General features: G+C 63.5%; 21 protein-coding genes. 20 read left to right on the top strand and 1 reads right to left on the bottom strand.

The genetic code is table 11. The annotated features are described in order from the left end of the window. Window positions 1-27: 27 nt before the first annotated feature. Genes ACIQUG_RS24460 through ACIQUG_RS24435 form a run of 6 tightly spaced genes read left to right on the top strand, consistent with a single transcriptional unit; the run spans window position 28 to window position 6,398 of the window. Window positions 28-810: an IclR family transcriptional regulator gene (locus ACIQUG_RS24460; RefSeq protein ID WP_402324698.1), complete on the top strand. Its 783-nt coding sequence runs from the start codon at window positions 28-30 to the stop codon at window positions 808-810. Next, window positions 810-2,063 (top strand): Tm-1-like ATP-binding domain-containing protein, encoded by a 1,254-nt coding sequence (locus ACIQUG_RS24455; protein WP_402324697.1) that lies wholly within the window; start codon window positions 810-812, stop codon window positions 2,061-2,063. The genes ACIQUG_RS24460 and ACIQUG_RS24455 overlap by 1 nt, the downstream gene beginning before the upstream one ends. Window positions 2,064-2,071: 8 nt before the next feature. Beyond that, window positions 2,072-2,734: an HAD family hydrolase gene (locus tag ACIQUG_RS24450; RefSeq protein WP_402324696.1), complete on the top strand. Its 663-nt coding sequence runs from the start codon at window positions 2,072-2,074 to the stop codon at window positions 2,732-2,734. A 2-nt stretch (window positions 2,735-2,736) separates the two neighbouring features. Beyond that, entirely contained in the window at window positions 2,737-4,092 is a 1,356-nt protein-coding gene (locus ACIQUG_RS24445; protein WP_402324695.1) for an aspartate aminotransferase family protein, read from the top strand. A gap of 4 nt (window positions 4,093-4,096) precedes the next feature. After that, on the top strand, window positions 4,097-5,380 hold the full coding sequence (locus ACIQUG_RS24440; RefSeq protein WP_402324694.1) for an aspartate aminotransferase family protein: 1,284 nt from the start codon (window positions 4,097-4,099) through the stop codon (window positions 5,378-5,380). A 7-nt stretch (window positions 5,381-5,387) separates the two neighbouring features. Continuing rightward, window positions 5,388-6,398: a phosphotransferase gene (locus tag ACIQUG_RS24435; protein ID WP_402324693.1), complete on the top strand. Its 1,011-nt coding sequence runs from the start codon at window positions 5,388-5,390 to the stop codon at window positions 6,396-6,398. A 20-nt stretch (window positions 6,399-6,418) separates the two neighbouring features. On the opposite strand, the gene hpaR is transcribed toward ACIQUG_RS24435, so the two are convergent. Beyond that, entirely contained in the window at window positions 6,419-6,907 is a 489-nt protein-coding gene (gene hpaR / locus ACIQUG_RS24430) for a homoprotocatechuate degradation operon regulator HpaR (protein ID WP_402324692.1), read from the bottom strand. Between the two features lie 108 nt (window positions 6,908-7,015). On the opposite strand from hpaR, the gene ACIQUG_RS24425 reads away from it, so the two are divergent. The 14 genes from ACIQUG_RS24425 (at window position 7,016) to ACIQUG_RS24360 (ending at window position 20,279) form a co-directional block, all read left to right on the top strand. Next, window positions 7,016-7,408, top strand: a complete 393-nt coding sequence (locus ACIQUG_RS24425) for a 5-carboxymethyl-2-hydroxymuconate Delta-isomerase (protein WP_402324691.1) — start codon at window positions 7,016-7,018, stop codon at window positions 7,406-7,408. Between the two features lie 66 nt (window positions 7,409-7,474). Continuing rightward, window positions 7,475-8,992, top strand: coding sequence for a 5-carboxymethyl-2-hydroxymuconate semialdehyde dehydrogenase (gene hpaE / locus ACIQUG_RS24420; RefSeq protein ID WP_402324690.1), 1,518 nt, complete (start codon window positions 7,475-7,477; stop codon window positions 8,990-8,992). 34 nt (window positions 8,993-9,026) lie between these two features. Then, on the top strand, window positions 9,027-10,007 hold the full coding sequence (gene hpaD, locus ACIQUG_RS24415) for a 3,4-dihydroxyphenylacetate 2,3-dioxygenase (RefSeq protein WP_402324689.1): 981 nt from the start codon (window positions 9,027-9,029) through the stop codon (window positions 10,005-10,007). A gap of 52 nt (window positions 10,008-10,059) precedes the next feature. Further along, on the top strand, window positions 10,060-11,496 hold the full coding sequence (locus ACIQUG_RS24410) for a pyridoxal phosphate-dependent decarboxylase family protein (protein ID WP_402324688.1): 1,437 nt from the start codon (window positions 10,060-10,062) through the stop codon (window positions 11,494-11,496). Next, entirely contained in the window at window positions 11,493-12,362 is an 870-nt protein-coding gene (locus ACIQUG_RS24405; protein ID WP_402324687.1) for a fumarylacetoacetate hydrolase family protein, read from the top strand. Before ACIQUG_RS24410 ends, ACIQUG_RS24405 begins: the two co-directional genes overlap by 4 nt. A 3-nt stretch (window positions 12,363-12,365) precedes the next feature. Continuing rightward, entirely contained in the window at window positions 12,366-13,169 is an 804-nt protein-coding gene (gene hpaH / locus ACIQUG_RS24400; protein ID WP_402324685.1) for a 2-oxo-hept-4-ene-1,7-dioate hydratase, read from the top strand. Between the two features lie 8 nt (window positions 13,170-13,177). Continuing rightward, window positions 13,178-13,981, top strand: a complete 804-nt coding sequence (gene hpaI, locus ACIQUG_RS24395) for a 4-hydroxy-2-oxoheptanedioate aldolase (protein ID WP_402324684.1) — start codon at window positions 13,178-13,180, stop codon at window positions 13,979-13,981. Window positions 13,982-14,078: 97 nt separating this feature from the next. Beyond that, window positions 14,079-14,339 (top strand): CopG family ribbon-helix-helix protein, encoded by a 261-nt coding sequence (locus ACIQUG_RS24390; RefSeq protein WP_402324683.1) that lies wholly within the window; start codon window positions 14,079-14,081, stop codon window positions 14,337-14,339. Continuing rightward, entirely contained in the window at window positions 14,339-14,614 is a 276-nt protein-coding gene (locus ACIQUG_RS24385; RefSeq protein ID WP_402325187.1) for a type II toxin-antitoxin system RelE/ParE family toxin, read from the top strand. Before ACIQUG_RS24390 ends, ACIQUG_RS24385 begins: the two co-directional genes overlap by 1 nt. 122 nt (window positions 14,615-14,736) lie before the next feature. Beyond that, window positions 14,737-15,969: a peptidase T gene (gene pepT, locus ACIQUG_RS24380; RefSeq protein WP_402324682.1), complete on the top strand. Its 1,233-nt coding sequence runs from the start codon at window positions 14,737-14,739 to the stop codon at window positions 15,967-15,969. Window positions 15,970-16,066: 97 nt separating this feature from the next. After that, complete coding sequence (locus tag ACIQUG_RS24375) at window positions 16,067-16,999, top strand: helix-turn-helix domain-containing protein (protein WP_402324681.1); 933 nt, start codon at window positions 16,067-16,069, stop codon at window positions 16,997-16,999. 228 nt (window positions 17,000-17,227) lie between these two features. After that, window positions 17,228-18,505, top strand: a complete 1,278-nt coding sequence (locus ACIQUG_RS24370) for an ABC transporter substrate-binding protein (protein WP_402324680.1) — start codon at window positions 17,228-17,230, stop codon at window positions 18,503-18,505. A 92-nt stretch (window positions 18,506-18,597) separates the two neighbouring features. After that, the gene (locus ACIQUG_RS24365; protein ID WP_402324679.1) at window positions 18,598-19,458 is read left to right on the top strand and encodes a carbohydrate ABC transporter permease; all 861 of its coding nucleotides are present in this window, start codon (window positions 18,598-18,600) and stop codon (window positions 19,456-19,458) included. Then, window positions 19,458-20,279 carry a carbohydrate ABC transporter permease gene (locus tag ACIQUG_RS24360; protein WP_402324677.1) on the top strand — a complete coding sequence of 274 codons (822 nt, stop codon included), beginning with the start codon at window positions 19,458-19,460 and terminating at the stop codon, window positions 20,277-20,279. Before ACIQUG_RS24365 ends, ACIQUG_RS24360 begins: the two co-directional genes overlap by 1 nt. The last annotated feature ends 9 nt before the right edge of the window (window positions 20,280-20,288 follow it).

Raw genomic sequence — 20,288 nt, 5'->3', positions numbered from 1 at the left:
ACAGGGCGCTCGACAACGGAGGAATGGATGAGCACCATCGGTAAGGCCCTGACTTTGCTCGACGCGATCTCGCGCCTGGAGAAGGAAGCGGGCTTGAGCGACATCGCCCGCCACTGCGGGCTCGACAAGGCGACGGCCAGACGCTTCCTCGTGGAACTGGAAAAACACGGCTTCGTCGAGCAGGACATGGAAACGCGGCGCTATCGCCTCGGCGGCGCGCCGGTGCGGCTTGCTCGCATCCGCGAGGCGCGTTTTCCGTACTTAAGCGTCGCGACGCCGTTTGCGCGGGAACTCGCAGGCCTTATGGGCGAGACCGTTCACCTCTCCGAATACGCAGCCGGCCGCCTCTCGACCATCCATGTGGAGGACTCGCAGCGCGCCCATCGGGTCATCGTCGATGTCGGCAGCATCCTGCCCTTCCATGCGACGGCATCCGGTCTCGGCTTTCTCGCCTTCTGCCCGCAGAAGGACATCGACGCGGCCCTGTCGGCGCCGCTCCAAGCCTTTACCGACCACACGCTGATCGACCCGGCGGCGCTGCGCCAGACACTCGGCGAGACGCTCCGGCGCGGCTACTCGATCTGCCATCACGGGCTCGAAACCGGCGTCGTCAGTGTCGCCGCCCCGATCCGTGCGCCCGGCAGCACGCCGGTTGGCGCCATCGCGATTGCCGCCCCCGCGACACGGGCCGACAAGGAGACGGTGGAACAGATGGGCCGTGCCGCAATGGCAACGGCCAGGCGCATTTCCGAAAGACTTTTCGGGTTGGAGCAGGTTGCTGCCGATCCGCTGGCAAGGAGGGCCGGCTGATGAATGCAATAAACCGTCTCCCCAATATCCTGGTCGTGGGTACGGGAGACACCAAATGCGACGAACTCCAGTTCATGGCGTCCGTCATCCGCGAAGCCGGCGGATTGCCTGTGATGATGGATGTCAGCATTCTCGGCGATCCGCCCTACCAGCCGGAATATTCGCGCCACGACATCGCCGAAGCGGCCGGTGTCACAATCGCCGCGATCGCATCCAGCGGCGACGAACACAGCGCCATGGCGCTGATGGCGGAAGGTGCTAGCGCCCTCACCCGCTCGCTCTATCAGGCCGGCCAGGCCGATGGTGTCATCATTCTTGGCGGTTCCATGGGTACCGATCTCGCGCTCGATGTTGCCGCTGCCCTGCCGCTCGGCGTGCCGAAATTCATCGTCTCGACGATTGCCTATTCGCACTTGCTTCCGCCGGAGCGCATCGCCCCCGACCTGATGATGATCCTCTGGGCCGGCGGTCTCTACGGTCTCAACGGCATCTGCCGTTCCGTTCTTTCACAGGCCTGCGGCGCGGTCGTCGGTGCGGCCCGTTTCGGCACGAAGCCGGACGGATCGCGGCCGCTGATCGGCATGACCTCGCTCGGGTCGAGCTGCCTCAAATACATGAAATACCTGAAGCCCGAGCTCGAACGTCGCGGCTATGACGTCGCGGTCTTCCACTCGACCGGCATGGGCGGGCGCGCCTTCGAGGCGATCGCCGCTGAGAAGGGCTTCACCGCCGTCTTCGACTTCTGCATCCAGGAGGTCAGCAACCATCACCACGGCACGGTCGTCACCTCAGGACCGGACCGGCTGGAGAATGCCGGACGCGCCGGCATCCCGCAGATCATCGCACCCGGCGCCGTCGACATGGTCGACCTGCCGGCCTGGCAGCCCGTTCCGGACGCTTTCGCCGACCGTCCCTATCACGCCCACAACCGGCTGCTCGGCTCCGTGACCACCTCGGCCGAAGGGCGGCGCGAGATCGCCCGCGTCATCGGCGGCAAACTTGCCGACACCGAGGCGGAGGTCGCCTTCATCCTGCCGCTGAAGGGCATTCAGGAGTGGGATCAACCGGACGAGCCGCTCTACGAACCGGATGCGCTCGGCGCCTTCATCGACGAGATGCGCCGTTCCATCCCGTCAGGCATCGCGCTGCACGAGGTCGACAGCCATATCAACGCGCCTGAGTTTTCGAATGTAGCGCTCGCCATTTTTGACGACTGGGTGGCGCGCGGCATCGTGCCCGAGGGCCGGCCATGACGAACGGCATGACCGATAAGGCATTGATCCTCGATTTCGGCGGCGTTGTCACCCGAACGCTGTTCGAGACACACGATGTCACCGAACGCGCCCTCGGGCTTCAGCCCGGCACGCTCACCTGGCGCGGACCCTTCGATCCGGCGACCGATCCGCTCTGGGCCGCCATGCAGCGGCGCGAGATCAGCGAACGGGACTATTGGACGACCCGCACCCGCGAGGTCGGCCAGTTGCTCGGCGAAGACTGGAGCGACATGAAGACCTTCGTGCAGCGGGCGCGTGGGGCGGAGCCGGAACTGGTGCTTCGCCCCGAGGCGCGCGACGCGATCCTTGCCGCCCACAGGGCCGGTGTCCGCCTTGCCATCCTCTCCAACGAACTCGATCTCTTCTATGGCGTCGCCTTCCGCGAGCGCTTTCCGCTGATAGAGCTCTTCGAGACGATCGTCGACGCCACCTACACCAACATCCTGAAGCCCGACCCGCGCGCCTACGAGCTGGTGCTGAGCCAGCTCAATTTGCCGCGCGAGGCCTGTGTCTTCGTGGATGACCAGGTGAAGAACATCGAGGGTGCGCAGGCCGTCGGCCTGTCTCACGTCCATTTCGACGTCACCCGCCCCGCGGAAAGCTATGCCAAAGCACTTCGGATGCTTGGCCTTGAACTGACAGGAGCATGACCATGCGCGAAACCAACTTCCTCATTGAGAACAATGCCCGCCATCTCTGGCACCCGATGGCGCATCCGGCCGAGATGCAGGCAACACCGCCGCGCATCATCAATGCCGGCGAAGGTGTCGAGATCGTCGACATCCACGGCAAGAAGGTGCTCGATGCCGTCGGCGGCCTCTGGAACGTCAATCTCGGCTATTCCTGCGAGCCGGTGAAGGAGGCGATCCGCCGCCAGCTCGACGAGCTGCCCTTTTATTCGACCTTCCGCGGCACGACCAATTCGCCGCTGATCGAGCTTTCCTACGAGCTCGCCGAATGGTTCCGCGAGGATGGCCTCACCCGGTCCTTCTTCACCTCGGGCGGCTCGGATTCGGTCGAGACCTGCCTGCGCCTTGCCCGCCAGTATCACAAGCTCAACGGCCAGCCAGAGCGCACCAAGTTCGTTGCGCTGAAGAAGGGCTATCACGGCACCCATTTCGGCGGAGCCTCAGTCAACGGCAACGCCAATTTCCGCCGCAACTACGAGCCACTGCTTCCGGGCGTCTTCCATCTGCCGGCGCCCTATACCTATCGCAACCCGTTCGACACGACCGATGGCGCCGTCGTCGCAAAGGCAATCGCCCGGCTCTTCGAAGACGAGATCGCCTTCCAAGGCGCCGATACGATCGCTGCACTGATCATGGAACCGGTGCTCGGCGCCGGCGGCGTGATCGTGCCGCACGAGACCTTCATGCCGCTGATGCGCGAGATCTGCGACCGACACGGCATCCTGCTCATCGCCGACGAGGTGATCACCGCCTTCGGCCGCACCGGCGCCTGGACCGGCTCGCGTCTTTGGGGCGTGAAGCCGGACTTCATGTCGACCGCCAAGGCGATCACCAACGGCTACTATCCCTTCGGCGCAGTCATGATCGCCGACAAGGTCGCGCAAGTGTTCGAGAGCAACAAGACGGCCGCCGGATCGATCGGCCACGGCTACACCTATTCCGGCCACCCGGTGGGTGCCGCGGCAGCGCTAGCAACGCTGAAGGAGACGCGCAAGCAGAACGTGGCGGCGAATGCCGGTGCCCGCGGCGAGGAGCTGATGGCCGGTCTCGAAGCACTCAAGGATCGGCATGCGCTGATCGGCGACGTGCGCGGCAAAGGCCTGATGTGCGCGCTCGAACTGGTCTCGGACCGCGACAAGAAGAGCGGTGCGGCGAAGGATGTGGTGCAGAAGGTCCAGGACGTGACCTATGACGCCGGCGTCATGGTGCGCACGTCAGGCGCCAACGTCATCCTGTCGCCGCCGCTGATCATCACCGCCAGTGATGTCACCCGTATTCTCTCGGCACTGGACGCCGGCCTGACCGCCGCAAGGGGATAACGCGATGGCCGACAACGCGGATCTGATCGCGCGCCGCGAGCGGCTGCTCGGGCGCAACATGTCGCTGTTCTACGAGGAGCCGGTGCATCTTGTGCGTGGCGAAGGCGTCTGGCTCTATGACGCCGACGGCCGCCGTTACCTCGACTGCTACAACAACGTGCCGCATGTCGGCCATTGCCATCCGCGGGTGACCGAGGCGATCGCCCGGCAGGCGTCGATCCTCAACACCCACACCCGCTACCTGCACGAAGGCATCCTCGACTATGTCGAGCGCCTGACCGCCACCTTCGACAAGAGCCTCGACACGGCGATCCTGACCTGCACCGGCAGCGAGGCGAACGACGTGGCGCTGCGCATGGCTCAAGCCGTGACCGGCAAGACCGGAGTCATCGCCACCGACCATACCTATCATGGCAACACCGCGGCCGTGTCGCAGCTTTCGACCCGCATGCCGCCGGTCGGCGGTTTCGGCGGCCATGTCCGCCACGTGCCGGCACCGGACAGCTACCGGCCGCTTGGCGGTGATTCGGGCGCCGCCTTTGCCGCGGCCTTCACCGCCAAGGTGGAAGAGGCGATCGCCTCGCTTGAGGAAAGCCCGCACGGCTTCTCGGCACTGATCATCGATCCCTTCTTTGCCAATGAGGGCTTTCCAGATCTACCCTCCGGCTTTCTCGACGGCACCATCGCCGCCGTCAGAAAGGCCGGCGGCCTTGTGATTGCCGACGAGGTTCAGCCTGGTTTCGGCCGCACCGGCGGGCACATGTGGGGACACCAGAAGGCAGGCATCGTGCCTGATATCGTCACGCTCGGAAAGCCGATGGGCAACGGTCATCCGATCGGTGGCGTGGTCGCGGGTGCCGACACGCTCAACGCCTTCCGCAAGGCGTTTCGCTACTTCAACACCTTCGGCGGCAACCCGGTCTCCTGTGCGGCGGCCATGGCGGTGCTCGACGTGATCGAAGACGAGAAGCTCATCGAGAACGCCGCTACGGTGGGTCTTTACGCCAAGGCGGGTCTAACGCGACTTGCGGACAAACACGGGGTGATCGGCGACATCAGGGGCAGCGGCCTGTTCTTCGGCGCCGAACTCGTCACCGACCGCGGGGCCAAAACGCCGGCCAGCGATCTCGCGACCAAGGTGATCAACGGCATGCGCGACCGCGGCATCCTGATGGGTAAGCTCGGCATCCACCAATGCACGACGAAGATCCGGCCACCGATGCCCTTCACGCGCGACAACGCCGACTTCATGCTGTCGACGCTCGACGACGTGTTTTCGGGTCTGTGAGCCGACGATGGCCGCCGACCTGCCTCCGCACTTTCGCGCCGCGCTCGACAGGCGCGCCTGCCAGGCGCTTACGCACTGGGGCGTCGCCGACCAACGGCCGGAACTTCTGAAATACCGCGAAAACGCGGTGTTTCGCGTTCGACTCGACGATGGTCGCCCGGCAGCGCTACGGCTGCACCGTGCCGGCTATCACGGCGAGGATGCGCTCCGCTCGGAACTGCAATGGATGGCAGCGCTCGGCGATGGCGGTCTTGCTGTGCCGCAGCCGATCACGGCAGTGGACGGGCGGTTGCTTGTCGCTCTACCGGAAGACGGAGCGTTTGCCGCGCAGTACGCCGATGTCATCGGCTGGATGGTCGGCGAACCATTGGGCGAAAGCGGCAAAGCGCTGGCCCTTCCGCCGGAAAGGCTCGGCACTATCTTTGCCGCACTCGGCGCATCGATGGCCCGAATGCACGACATTGCCGACCGCTGGGCACCGCCTGCGGAGTTCTGGCGTCCAGCCTGGGACGCGGACGGGCTGCTTGGCGAGCGACCACTTTGGGGAAGGTTCTGGGACTGCGACAGCCTGTCTTCGGCGCAGGCGGCCGGGCTTTCGGCCTTGCGCCATGATCTCCGCCGGCACGTGGCAATGCTGCCGACGCCGGCTCAGGACTTTGGGCTGATCCATGCGGATCTTGTTCGGGAAAACGTTCTGGTCGCCGAGAACGCCGTGACCTTCATCGATTTCGATGATGCCGGCCATGGTTTTCGCCTGTTCGACATCGCCACCGCTCTGTTGAAGAACCGCCGCGAGCTGGCGTACGAGGCGATCCAATCCGCGCTGATCTCAGGCTATCGCAGCCGCCGTGCCCTGCCGGACGAAGCGCTCTCCCACCTGCCGCTATTTCTCGTGCTTCGCAGCCTCACCTATATCGGCTGGTTTGCCGCACGACCGGAATTGCCGGGCGCCCGCGAGCGCGTCCGCCGCTACGCCGACGAGACGCTGACGCTTGCCGAAGAACTGGCTCTCCGATGATCCGGGCGCTGTCGAAGCCCTCAGTCGTTGAGGGTGGCAAGCTCGTCGAGCATGTCGAGCAGAACTTCGACACGTTCGTGGCCATAGCGCGCTTCGAGCTGCTCGTAGATCGCGCGGCTTTCCGGGCTGACATCGGCGATCACCCGCATGCCCTCGGGCGCGATCTCGATAAGCACGCGGCGTCCGTCATCGGCGTCCTTGTGCTTGGTGATCAGGCCACGCTCCTCGAGCGAGCGGATGATGCGCGTCAGGCTGGGCGCCAGGATGAAAGCCTTGTCGGCCATTTCGGAGGCATCGACCCGGCCGGCCTCGGCGAGGATGCGGATCACCCGCCACTGCTGCTCGGTGATATCGTGACGGGCGAGCATCGGGCGGAAATGCGCCATGACCGCTTCGCGCGCTCGCAGCAGCGCGATCGGCAGCGATCGGCGCGTATTGTGCGGCAAAAGGGCGTCGGGACCGAGATCGGTCTTGGTTTTCTCACGGCTCATAAGCGCTCTATCGGACATTTTCCGTCATTCCGCAATTGTCAGCCACAAGTGCTGAAAGAGAGTTACTTGACACAGTCGCCAATTTCATTAACGTGTTAATTAAATCATGGCGCATCGGGAGGAAAGATGCCGCACCTGACAATCGAATATTCCGGCAATCTCGACGCCAAGGTCGACTTTGCCCGGCTTTGCCGGACCGTTCACAAGACGATCCTCGGCACCGGCCTTTTCGAGCTCGGCGCCGTCAGGGTGCGCACGATCCGGAGCCTCGACTACGCGATCGCCGACCTCCTGCCCGAGAACGGCTTCATCGACATGTCCTTCCGCATCGGCCGCGGGCGCACGGAGGCCGAGAAGAAGGCGACAGGCGAGGCGATCTTCAAGGCCGTCAGCGACGAGCTTTCCGGTCTCTTCGCTACGCCGCATTTCGCTCTCAGCCTCGAAATCCGTGAGATCGACCCGGATCTGAGCTGGAAGAAAAACGCCATTCACCCCAGGCTGCGCGCCTCCAAAGGCTGAGCGCGACCGTTCCTTCAAAAAGACAGCAGTGCGCGGCGAAAGTCTGCGCCAGCATCGGAGAACACCATGTCCAAGCTCGACGAAAATCTCGCCAAGGCGGAACGCTACCTTGCCCGCTTCAAACGCGAAGGCGTGCTCAACCACATCAACGGCGAGGCGGTGCCAGCGCTTGACGGCGAGACCTTCGAGACCATTTCGCCTGTCGATTTGAAGCCGCTGGCAAAGATCGCGCGTGGCAAGGCAGCCGATATCGACCGCGCCGCCAAGGCTGCGAAAGCGGCCTTCGCCGAATGGGCCGCGATGCCCGGCGAGACACGCAAGAAACTTCTGCACAAAATCGCCGACGCGATCGTCGCCCGTGCCGAGGAGATCGCTTTCGTCGAGTGCATGGATACCGGACAGTCGCTGAAGTTCATGGCCAAGGCGGCGCTGCGCGGTGCCGAAAACTTCCGCTTCTTTGCCGACCGGGCGCCGGAGGCACGCGACGGTAAGGTGCTGCGCGGCGGAAACCAGATCAACATGACGACGCGCGTGCCGATCGGCCCGGTCGGCATCATCACCCCGTGGAACACGCCCTTCATGTTGTCGACCTGGAAGATCGCCCCGGCGCTCGCCGCCGGCTGCACGGTCGTGCACAAGCCGGCGGAATTCTCGCCGCTGACGGCGCGGCTGCTGGTGGAGATCGCCGAGGACGCGGGCCTACCGAAGGGTGTGTGGAACCTCGTCAACGGTTTTGGCGAAGACGCCGGTCGCGCGCTCACCGAACACCCGGATATCAAGGCGATCGGCTTCGTCGGCGAAAGCCGCACCGGCTCGATGATCATGCGGCAGGGTGCCGAGACGCTGAAGCGCGTGCATTTCGAGCTCGGCGGCAAGAATCCGGTCATCGTCTTTGCCGATGCCGATCTGGAGCGCGCCGCCGACGCAGCCGTCTTCATGATCTATTCGCTGAACGGCGAACGCTGCACCTCGTCTTCGCGGCTCCTCGTCGAAGACAGCATCTACGATCGCTTCACGACGCTGGTCGCCGAAAAGGCGAAACGCATCAAGGTCGGTCATCCGCTCGACCCAGAAACCGTCGTCGGCCCGCTCATCCATCCGGTGCACGAGAAGAAGGTGCTCGACTATATCCGCATCGGCCGCGAGGAGGGCGCGATCGTTGCTGCGGGCGGCGAGAAGTTCGCCGGTCCGGGCGGCGGCTGCTACGTCACCCCGACGCTCTTTACCGACGCCAACAACGACATGCGCATCGCCCAGGAAGAGATCTTCGGGCCAGTGTTGACCGCGATCCCCTTCAAGGACGAGGCAGAGGCACTATCGCTCGCCAACGACACGCAATATGGCCTGACCGGCTATCTCTGGACCTCGGACGTCACCCGCGCCTTTCGCTTCACCGATCACCTCGAAGCCGGGATGATCTGGGTGAACTCGGAGAACGTTCGCCACCTGCCGACACCCTTCGGCGGCGTCAAGAGTTCGGGTATTGGTCGCGACGGCGGAGACTGGTCGTTCGACTTTTACATGGAAACCAAGAACATCGCCTTTGCCAGCTCGGCGCATGCGATCGCCAAGCTGGGCGGCTGAGCGCGCGCTGGCTACACATCTGGAGGAGACATCAATGCCGTTGCCGAAACCGAACCTTCACCCGCCCTTCAACATCGTGCGGCTGAGCCATGTGGAGCTCACCGTCACCGATCTCGCCAAGTCTCGCGCCTTCTATGTCGACGTGCTCGGCCTGCAGGTCACCGACGAGACGGCGGACACCATTTATCTGCGGGCTATGGAGGAGCGCGGCCACCACTGCATCATCCTCAAGAAGGCGGCATCGGCAGAAGCACGCGACCTCGGCTTCAAGGTCTTTGGCGACGAGGACCTCGAAAAGGCCGTGCATTTCTTTAAAGCCAAGGACCTGCCGGTCGAGTGGATCGAGCGTCCCTACCAGTCGCGCACCTTCCGCACCCGTGATCCCCAAGGCATCCCGCTCGAATTCTATTCTAAGATGGACCGCCTGCCGCCGATCCACCAGAAATACGCGCTCTATCGCGGCGTGAAGCCGCTGCGCATCGACCACTTCAACTGCTTCTCGCCCAATGTCGACGAAGCGGTCGCCTTCTACAACGAGATCGGTTTCCGCGTGACCGAGTACACCGCCGACGAGGAGACGGGACGCCTCTGGGCGGCCTGGACCCACCGCAAGGGCGGCGTGCACGACATCGCCTTTACCAACGGTCGCGGGCCGCGCCTTCACCACACCGCCTTCTGGGTGCCGACGCCGCTCAATATCATCGACTTGCTTGACCTCATGTCGACCTCCGGCTGGCTTGCCAACATCGAGCGCGGCCCCGGCCGGCACGGCATCTCCAACGCCTTCTTCCTCTATGTGCGCGATCCGGACGGTCATCGCATCGAGATCTATTGCTCGGATTACCAGACCGTCGACCCGGATCTCGAGCCAATCAAGTGGGATCTGAAGGACCCTCAGCGCCAGACGCTCTGGGGCGCGCCGGCGCCAAAATCCTGGTTCGAGGAAGGCAGTGCCTTCGCCGGCGCCGAGATCCGCGACTCGATCCTGAAAGCCCAGCCGATCGTCGCGCCTTGACGGTTTGGAGATAAGGGTCGGGTAGAGCCAGAGAGCAGACGGGAGGACGCACATGGATCAGAAAAGTTTCAGCGAGTGGTCGGGAAAGGCCGCGCAATGGGGCGCCGATTATCGGGCGTCGCTGCGCGACCGGCCGGTGCGTGCCCAAACGGCACCGGGCGCCATCGCCGCCCAGATACCGGCGCAGCCGCCGCGCACCGGCGAGGACATGCAGGCGATCTTCGAGGATTTCGAAAAGATCATCCTGCCGGGCATGACCCATTGGCAGCATCCGCGTTTCTTCGCGTATTTCCCGGCGAACGCGGCACCGGTCTCGGTCGTTGCGGAATATCTGGTCACCGCCATGGCGGCGCAATGCATGCTCTGGCAGACCTCGCCGGCTGCGACCGAGCTCGAAACCAAGGTCATCGACTGGCTGCGCCAGGCGATCGGCCTGCCGGAGGGCTTTTCCGGCGTGATCCAGGATTCGGCCTCCTCGGCAACGCTGTCCGCCGTGCTGGTCATGCGCGAAAGGGCGCTCGACTGGCAGGGCAACAGGAAGGGGCTCGCGGGCCAGCCGCAGCTCAGGATCTATTCGTCCGATCAGGTTCACACCTCGATCGACCGGGCGATCTGGGTTTCGGGCATCGGTGAGGAAAACCTCGTGCGTATCCCGGCGAAGGGACCGCGCCGCGCGATGGATACGGAGGCACTCGAAGCGGCGATCCTGAGGGACAAGGCCGCCGGCTTCGTGCCGGCGGGCGTGATCGCCTGCACCGGCGGCACCAGCACCGGCGCCTGCGACGACATTGCCGAAGTGATAAGGGTCGCGCATGCCCATGGGCTCTATGTCCATGTCGATGCCGCCTGGGCCGGGGCCGCGATGATCTGCGAGGAATTCCGCACGCTCTGGTCCGGCGTTGAAGCGGCGGACTCCGTCGTCTTCAATCCGCACAAATGGCTCGGCGCCCAGTTCGACTGCTCGGCGCATTTCATCCGCAGCCCGGACGATCTGGTCAAGACGCTGGCGATCCAGCCCGAGTATCTGAAGACGCACGGCCGCGACGGCATCGTCAACTATTCCGAATGGACGATCCCGCTCGGCCGGCGCTTCCGCGCACTGAAACTCTGGTTCCTGTTGCGCTTCCATGGCCTCGATGGCCTGCAGGCGATGATCCGCAACCATGTACGCTGGTCGGAGCGGCTGGCGGCGCGGCTTGGCGCGCACGAGGATTTCGAGATCGTCACGGAACCCATGCTGTCGCTGTTCTCGTTTCGCCATCGGAGCGAAGGGGATGCGGACGCCCACACCATCGCTCTCGTCAATGCGATCAATGATGACGGTCGCATCTACCTGACCCAGACCCGCGTCGATGGGCGCGTCGCGATCCGTTTCCAGGCCGGCCAGTTCGACATGACGGAAGAGGATGCTGAGACGGCGTTCGACGTGATCGTCGAAGTCGCCGCTGCGCTCGACGCCCAACACGCAAAAACCAAGGCTTCCCGATGACCCCTCCCCGTTTCGTTAGCTTTTCGGTCGGAGACAGGCGCGGCTACGGCCTCGTTTCCGGCGACGGCCTGATCGACCTCTCAAGGCGATACGGATCGACCTTTCCGACGCTGCGCGAATTGATCGAAGCCGGCGCCCTTACCCGGCTTGCCGACGAGGCGGCGGGCCTTGCACCCGACCTCTCGCTCGGTGACATCCGCTACGAAATCCCGGTGCCGGCACCGGAAAAGATCATCTGCGTCGGCGTCAACTTTCCCGACCGCAACGAGGAATACAAGGATGGCCAGGCGGCGCCCTCCAATCCATCGCTGTTCATCCGCTTTCCGCGCTCCTTCACCGGTCACAACCAGCCGCTGATCCGTCCGCCGGAGAGCCCGCAGCTCGACTATGAGGGCGAGATCGTCATCGTCATCGGCAAGGGCGGCCGCCGCATATCCGAGGCGAGCGCGCTCGACCATATCGCGGCACTGTCGCTTTGCAACGAAGGCACGATCCGCGACTGGGTTCGCCATGCCAAGTTCAATGTCACCCAGGGCAAGAATTTCGACCGCACGGGATCGATCGGCCCCTGGCTGGTGCCCTTCACCGACGAGGCACAGCTTGCCGATATCAAGTTCGAAACGCGGGTGAACGGCGAGGTCCGCCAACAGGATCGCACCAGCCGGATGATCTTCTCCTTCCGCAAGATCATCAGCTACGTCTCGACGTTTACGACGCTGGTTCCCGGCGACGTTATCGTCACCGGCACACCTACCGGCGCTGGCGCCCGCTTCGATCCGCCGATCTGGCTGAAGCCCGGCGACATCGTCGAGGTCGAGGCCGAAGGTATCGGCACGCTCATCAACCCCATTGCCGACGAGGCCTGATCGATGCTCGACAAATCCCAGATCGAGGCCGCAGCTGGCGCCCTCGACGCCGCCGAACGCGAGCGCATCCAGACCGGTCTGCTGTCGCTGAAACACCCCGAGATGACCATGGACGACGCCTATGCGGTGCAGGCCGCCTGGGTGAAGCAGAAGATCGCCGCCGGACGCCGGGTGATCGGCTGGAAGATCGGTCTCACCTCCAAGGCGATGCAATATGCGCTGAACATCGACATTCCCGATTCCGGCGTGCTCTTCGACGACATGCTGTTCGAGGATGGCGCGCGCATTCCGGGCGATCGCTTCATCCAGCCGCGCATCGAAGCCGAGATCGCCTTCGTGATGAAGGCGTCGCTTGTCGGCCCCAACGTCACCGTCTTCGACGTCTTGAACGCCACCGACTATGTGACGCCGGCACTCGAAATCCTCGACACACGCATCCTGCGCGTCGATCCCGAAACGAAGAAGGCGCGCACCATCGTCGATACCATTTCGGACAACGCCGCCAATGCCGGCATTGTTCTCGGTGGCCGGCAGATGCGGCCCGATGCGATCGACATGCGCTGGATGGGCGCGATCGTCTCGCGCAATGCCGAGGTGGAGGAGACCGGGCTTGGCGCCGGCGTGCTCAACCACCCAGCCCGTGGCATCGCCTGGCTCGCCAATCGCCTGTCGCTTTACGGCGACCGCATCGACGCCGGCCAGATCGTGCTTGCCGGTTCCTTCATCCGCCCGGTCGAGGCTCGTCACGGCGACACCATCGTCGCCGACTTCGGACCTTCCGGGACCGTCAGCTGCTTCTTCGAATAGGACCGACCATGCCCGCTCCGCGCAACCCGTTCAAACAGGCCCTGGCCGAGAAGCGCCCGCAGATCGGGCTATGGCTGGCGCTTGCCAATCCCTATACGGCCGAGATCTGCGGCGGCGCCGGCTTCGACTGGCTGCTGCTCGACGCCGAGCATGCCCCGAACGACGTACCGCTACTGGCGGCGCAGTTCCAGGCGCTAGCCGCGTCGTCGAGCCACGCCATCGTCCGCCCGCCGATCGGCGAGACCTGGATGATCAAGCAGATCCTCGATATCGGCGCGCAGACGCTGCTGGTGCCGATGGTTGAAAGCGCCGAACAGGCCCGCGCCCTGGTGCGCGCCGTGCGCTACCCGCCCCATGGCGTGCGCGGCGTCGGTGCCGCGCTTGCGCGGGCATCGGCCTTCAATCGCATTCCTGACTATCTGCAGACCGCCAATGACGAAGTCTGCCTGCTGGTGCAGATCGAAAGCCGCGCCGGCCTTGCCGCGCTCGACGAGATCACGACCACCGAAGGCGTCGACGGCGTGTTCATCGGCCCTGCCGACCTGGCAGCCGATATGGGCTTTCTCGGCAGACCCGGTGCGCCCGAAGTGCAAGAAGCGGTCGAAGCGGCGCTGCTCGCCATCCAGTCGCATGGAAAAGCCGCAGGCATTCTAACCTCGGACCAGGCACTCGCCCGCCGCTACCTCGAACTCGGAGCGACCTTCGTGGCGGTCGGCAACGATGTCGGCCTACTGGTCGGCGCAACGTCGAAGCTGGCCTCGGAGTTCAAAGCCAACCAAGCAGAGGCTGCGCGGAAAAGCGACGCCTACTGAGCGGGGCGCTATACGGCGCCGTTTCGTGTCTCGATGGCTCAACGGTCGACTTAATCAGATTTAATCGGTATGATTATGCTTGATTAAGGAGACGCATATGGAAACGAAAGTGCTCACCGCGCATGTGCCGTTGCCGCTTGCGGAGAAGGTAGACCAACTGGCAGCTCGCCTAGAGAGGCCGCGCGGCTGGATCATCAAGCAGGCACTTGCGGCCTGGGTAGATCAAGAAGAAGAACGGCGCCGTTTGACACTTGAGGCCCTCGCCGAGGTGGATGCTGGAGACGTCATCGATCACCAGTCAGTTCAAGCCTGGGCTGATAGCCTCGACAGCGACACCCCGCTTTCCGTTCCGCAATGATGGAGCTGAAATGGACGAAAAAGGCGCTGTCCGATCTCACGCGCCTTTTCGAGTTTCTGGTACCCGTCAACAGAAGGGCCGCGGCGCGCACAGTCCAATCCCTGGTTACCACGCCGAACCATCTGATCGAGCAGCCTCGTCTCGGCGAGCGTCTGGAAGAATATGCGCCCCGCGAAGTTCGTCGCCTGCTCGTTGGTCATTACGAGATGCGCTATGAAATTGACGGGACAACGATCTACATTCTGCGCATCTGGCACACACGCGAAAACCGTTGAGTCGTGCCGCCAACGGGCCATCCGGACAGTTCCGGCCGCGACTTAGCGAATCTGATTGTGGTTTGCGGAATCGTGACGCGGGAGTATAGCGGTTGCACGCTCACCAGCATTGGATCCCGCTCATGACCGATACCGTTCTCGACCGCTTCCTCCGTTATGTCGTCATCGACACCCAGTCCGACGCCCGGTCGAAGACGCAGCCTTCGACGGAAAAGCAGAAGAACCTCGGCCGTGTGCTCGTCGAGGAATTGCTGGCAATCGGCCTTGCCGACGCCCATCTCGACGAAAACGGTTATGTCTACGCCACCATTCCTTCGAACGTGGACAAGCCGGTGCCGGTCATCTGCTGGTGCTCGCACATGGACACGGCGCCCGATTTCACCGGCACCAACGTCAAGCCGCAGATCGTCCGCAACTATCAGGGCGGCGATATCAGGCTCAAGGGCGATCCGCAGCAGGTGATCCGCGTCGCCGACCACCCGGTTCTCAACGACCAGATCGGCAACGATATCGTCACGACGGACGGCACGACGCTGCTCGGCGCCGACGACAAGGCCGGCCTTGCCGAGATCGTCACCGCCGCGCAAGTGCTCGTCGACAATCCCGACATCAAGCACGGCACGATCAAGCTGCTCTTCACCACGGACGAAGAAATCGGCCGCGGTGTCGACAAGGTCGACCTGAAGAAGCTCGGTGCCGAATTTTGCTATACGGTCGATGGCGAAACAGCCGGACATATCGAGGACGAGACCTTCTCCGCCGATGGCGTCGAGATCGTCATTCATGGCGTCGCCATCCATCCGGGCTTTGCCAAGGACAAGATGGAGAACGCGATCAAAATTGCCGGCGACATCATTAGCCGACTACCGCGCGACGTGTCTCCGGAGGGCACCGAGTGCCGCGACGGCTTCGTGCACCCGACCGGCGTCAGCGGCTCAATGGACAAGGCGCAGCTCGGCCTCATCGTGCGCGACTTCGACGAGGCGGGCCTGGCCACGAAAGAAGCCATGCTCGAAGGCATCGTCAAGGATGTGATGAAGGCCTATCCCGGCTCCTCCTACAGCTTCGAGGTCAAAGAGCAGTATCGCAACATGAAGGCGATCCTCGACCGCCATCCCGAGATCGTCGAGAATGCGATCGAGGCGATCCGCCGCGCCGGAATGCAGCCGGTGCGCGGCAGTATCCGCGGCGGCACCGACGGTTCGCGTCTGTCCTTCATGGGCCTGCCTTCGGCCAACCTCTTTGCCGGCGGCCACGCCTTCCACTCGCCGCTCGAATGGGTCAGCCACCAGGACATGGAGCGCAGCGTCAAAACGCTGGTCGAACTGGCCAAGATCTGGGCGGAGCGCGCCTGAGGCAGTTCCAGAAAGTGGGCGGCTCAGCTACATCCGGCAGCCGCCCCTCTCTCCAAGGGAGACGACCGATCGAGACCGGGCGAACGAGATCAAGGCGATGAGTACGGCGCGAGGCTCGAAACGCGGTCCGGCAAAGCCAGCTTCGCTTGCGACCAACCCGCCGACCTTCGAGCACATCGTCACCGGCGTCAACGAGACGTTCCTCTGGCGTCTCGACAACTATCCGTGGGAGCGCAACGTCTGGAACTTTCATCCGGAGATCGAGATCCATCTCATCCGCAACGCCTCGGGCCTCGCGTTCGTCGGCGATCATATCGGGCAATTCGGTCCCGGTTATCTGACGGTCATCGGCAGCAACCTGCCGCACGACTGGGTGACCGTCACCGAACCCGATGAGATCATCGAAGGTCGCGATATCGTCATCCAGTTCCATCCGGACCGGATGCGCGAAATCACCGACGCCCTGCCCGAGTTTTCCGAACTCGAAGCCTTTTTCGCCCGCGCCGAACTTGGCCTGGTGTTTCATGGCGACGCCCGCGCCAGGGGCGCCGATCTGGTCGAGCGCATGGGCGGCCTGAAAGGGCTCTCGCGCTTCTCGCTCTTCATCCAGCTCCTGGACCTGCTCGTGAACACCGACGAGTACGAGCTGCTGTCCTCGCCGGAGTTCGCGCCGGAACTCGACCAGCAGTCGCTCGACGTGCTGCGCGGCGCGCTTGCCTACATCTACGAAAACATCGCCACTGACATCCACCTTGTCGACCTTGCAGAGCGTGCGGGCATGAGCGAGACGGCGTTTTCCCGCTTCTTCAAGAAGAACACCGGCAACACCTTCACCGACCACGTCAACAAGCTCAGGATCTGGCAGGCGTGCAAGCTCTTGGCAGAGACCGACATGCCGGTCACCGACATCTGCTTCGAGGTCGGTTATCTCAACATCTCCAATTTCAATCGAACGTTCCTGCGCCAGCACAAGATGACGCCGTCGGCCTATCGGCGCCTGACGGGACAGCGCCGAACCTCCCGCTCCTAGATACGGCTTTTCAGACTACAACGATGAATCCTTGCATTTGCTGCGCTGCAAATAGGCCGACACAGGCACAATGACGCATCAAAGTATAGAATCGCCGCATCGCGCGCGCTAGTTCGCCAAGCCACAAGGCCTATCATCGACCCCAGCGAAACGGTTCGCTATGAGGAAAGCGCACTGGATCTGAGGAGTATCCGGCGCGCATCGCAGACCTGGGGAGGTCTTTTCACAATGACAAAAGCCAAGACGCTCGTTTCGAGCATCGCCTTCGCATGCCTTTTTTCCACCGGCCTGACGACGGTCGCCGTCGCTGCCGAATGCTCCGGCACGATCAAGGTGCTGGCCCAGCCGCGCGACGGCCTGACGCTGCTTGAGGACTACAAGTCCGAATTCGAGAAGGTTTCCGGCGGAGCATCCTTCGAAATCGATTATCTCAACGAAAACGACCGGCGCGCCAAGACCAAGGCGGACGCCTCAACGATCGGCAAGTACAACGTCTACTACATCGACGAGGCCAACGTCGCACTCTTTGCGTCTGCCGGCTGGGTCGCACCGCTGATGGACTACTATCCCAAGGACTACGACTACGCCGATTTCGACCCCGGCCGGCAGAAGGTCGCGACCTATGACGGCAAGGTCTGGTTTGCGCCGATCACCGGCGGCGGCGACCTGATGGTCTACCGCAAGGACCTGCTGGAAGCGGCGGGCATCGCACCGCCAAAGACGCTCGACGAATACATCGCGGCCGTGAAGGCGCTCAACAAGCCCGACCAGGGCATCTACGGCACGGCGCTGCGCGGCCAGCGCGGCTCGGGCGCCAACGTCTGGCGCTGGATGCCCTTCTTCAAGGGGTTCGGCGGCAACTGGTTCGACGGCAAGACACCGGTCTTTGACGGCGAACAGGCGGTCAAGGCGACCGAAACCTATCTCGAACTGTTCAAATATTCCGCGCCGGGCAGCCAGACCGGTGGCTGGGACGAGGCGGTCGGCGCCTTCACCTCCGGCCAGGTGGCGATGCTGATCGAATCCACCCCGCTCGTCGGCATGGCGATCGACCCGAAGTCGTCAAAGGTCGCCGGCAAGGTCGGCTACCTGCCGCCGCCGGCACCGCTGACCGGCGGTGGCTATGGTCATGGCCTGGCGATCGGCATGAAAGCCAACAAGGACGAAGCCTCGAAGGCTTGCGCCGGTCTCTTCGTGGCCTGGGCAACCTCGAAGGAAAACGAGGCACGGCGGCTTGAGGCCAATCAGTTCAGCGAACTCAACCGCACCAGCATCATGACCAGCCCGAAATTCGCCGAACTCTACGGCCCCGATCTCGGCCAGGCGCTGGCCGATACCGGCAAGGTCACCGCCGTCAACTTCTGGCAGAGCCCTCAATGGCCCGATCTCGGCGACCGCTGGGGAATCATACTCGAAGAGCTGATCACCGGCACGCGCAGCGACATCAAGGAAGGCCTCGACGAACTCGACGGCTTTGCCAAGGACCTGGTGGCGCGCAGCCAGTAACGCCGTTCCTCCCGAGGGTCCATCGGCAAGGCTGAACCGCCGCGCCGGTGGACCGCCGCACCATCGGCGCGACAAGCCGCAGGACGCATGACATGAAACAGAAAAACAGCCTGCCGGCGGTGTTCCTTACCCCGGCCATGGGGATCCTCGCAGTTCTGGCCCTGGTGCCGACGGCCTATGCGATCTACATCTCCTTCCAGAATCGGGAGCTGAGCCGCCCCGACGGCAGTCTCATTGGTTTTGCCAACTACCTCGACCTGTTCTCGGACCGGCGTTTCATCAACGCGATCGGCGTTTCCTTGACCTGGGAAGCGGTCACCGTCGGCATGACGCTTCTGATCGCCGTCGGCCTCGGCATTCTGCTCTTCGAATGCGTGTCGCCGCGCACCCGCAACCTCCTGGCGCTCCTGTTTTTGGTGCCGGTGATCCTGCCGCGGGTTTCGGCCGCCTTCGTCTGGAAGTTCGCCTTCCATCCGCTCTATGGCATCGCAACCTACCCTTACAAGGCGATCACCGGCCAGCCGCTCGACCTGCTTTCCAATCCTGCAACGGCCCTTGCGACCGTTGCTCTGGTGGACGTCTGGCAATGGGGCCTGTTCTTCGCCGTCATCGTACTGAAGCTCCTGGAAACGCTGCCGCCGCAGCCCTTCGAGGCAGCAAAGCTGGACCATGCCCGCACGTGGGAAATCTATGCCTTCATCGCGCTGCCGATGCTGAAGGCGCCGCTGATCTCGCTCGCCTTCGTCAAGATGATCGAGTCGCTGCGTGCCTTCGACCTCATCTACGTCATGACCCGCGGCGGCCCCGGCATCGCGACCGAAACGCTCGACATGTATGCGTTTTCGCAAGGCTTCATCGAGTCCGGCCGGATTTCCTACGCCTCCAGCATGGCCGTTCTGATGATGATCGCCACCTCGATCGCCTTCACCTTCATCTGGAAGAGGGTTCAGTGATGACCGCCCACACCCTTGGCCGCCTCATTGGCCGGCTGATCCTTGGCCTTGCCGCGTTCTCCGCCGTCTTCCCGATGTTCTGGACAGCTCTCAATGCCTTCAAGAACCGGGTCGACATCGTTACGCCGACGCCGCTCTTCATCTTCGAGCCGACCCTCGACAACTTTGCCTATGTGCTCGGTCGCGAAAGCGTCTTTGCCGGTCTCGTCAATTCGCTGCTGATTTCAGGTGCCGCGGTGCTGATCGGCGCAGTTCTCGGCCTGCCCGCTGCCTATGCCATTGCGCGCTATCCCAACCGCTGGTCCCGCGACATTCAGTTCTTCGTGCTGTCGCTGCGGTTCCTGCCGCCGGTAGCGATCGCCATCCCGCTGATGGTGATCTGGCTCGATTTCGGGCTTTACGACACCCGCCTGTCGATGATCGTCACCTATTCGCTGCTGACGCTGGCAACCATCATCTGGCTGAGCGTCCCGGCCTTTGCCCGGGTACCGAAGGAAGTCGAGGAAGCGGCTCGTGTCGATGGCTACGGCCCCTATGCGATCTTCTTTCTGATCGCACTGCCGATCGCGCTTCGCTCCCTAATCGGCGCCGTCGCCTTTGCCTTCGTGCTCGTGTGGAACGAATTCCTGATCGCGCTGATGCTGACGACATCGGATGCAAAGACACTGCCGATCGTCGCCTCGGAGCTGACCCAGCTCGGCCGCGACGTGCCCTGGGGCATTCTCAACGCCTCCGTCGTGCTGCTCTCCATTCCGCCACTGCTCTTCATCGGGGTCCTGAGCGGCATGCTCAACAGTGCCTTCAAGCGCAAGACGCAATGAACCCCAAGA

The organism is Ensifer sp. NPDC090286 (assembly GCF_044769565.1).
Classification (GTDB): Bacteria; Pseudomonadota; Alphaproteobacteria; order Rhizobiales; family Rhizobiaceae; genus Ensifer.
The sequence above is the reverse complement of the archived record's forward strand: the minus strand, read 5'-3'. Positions and strand labels throughout refer to the sequence as shown.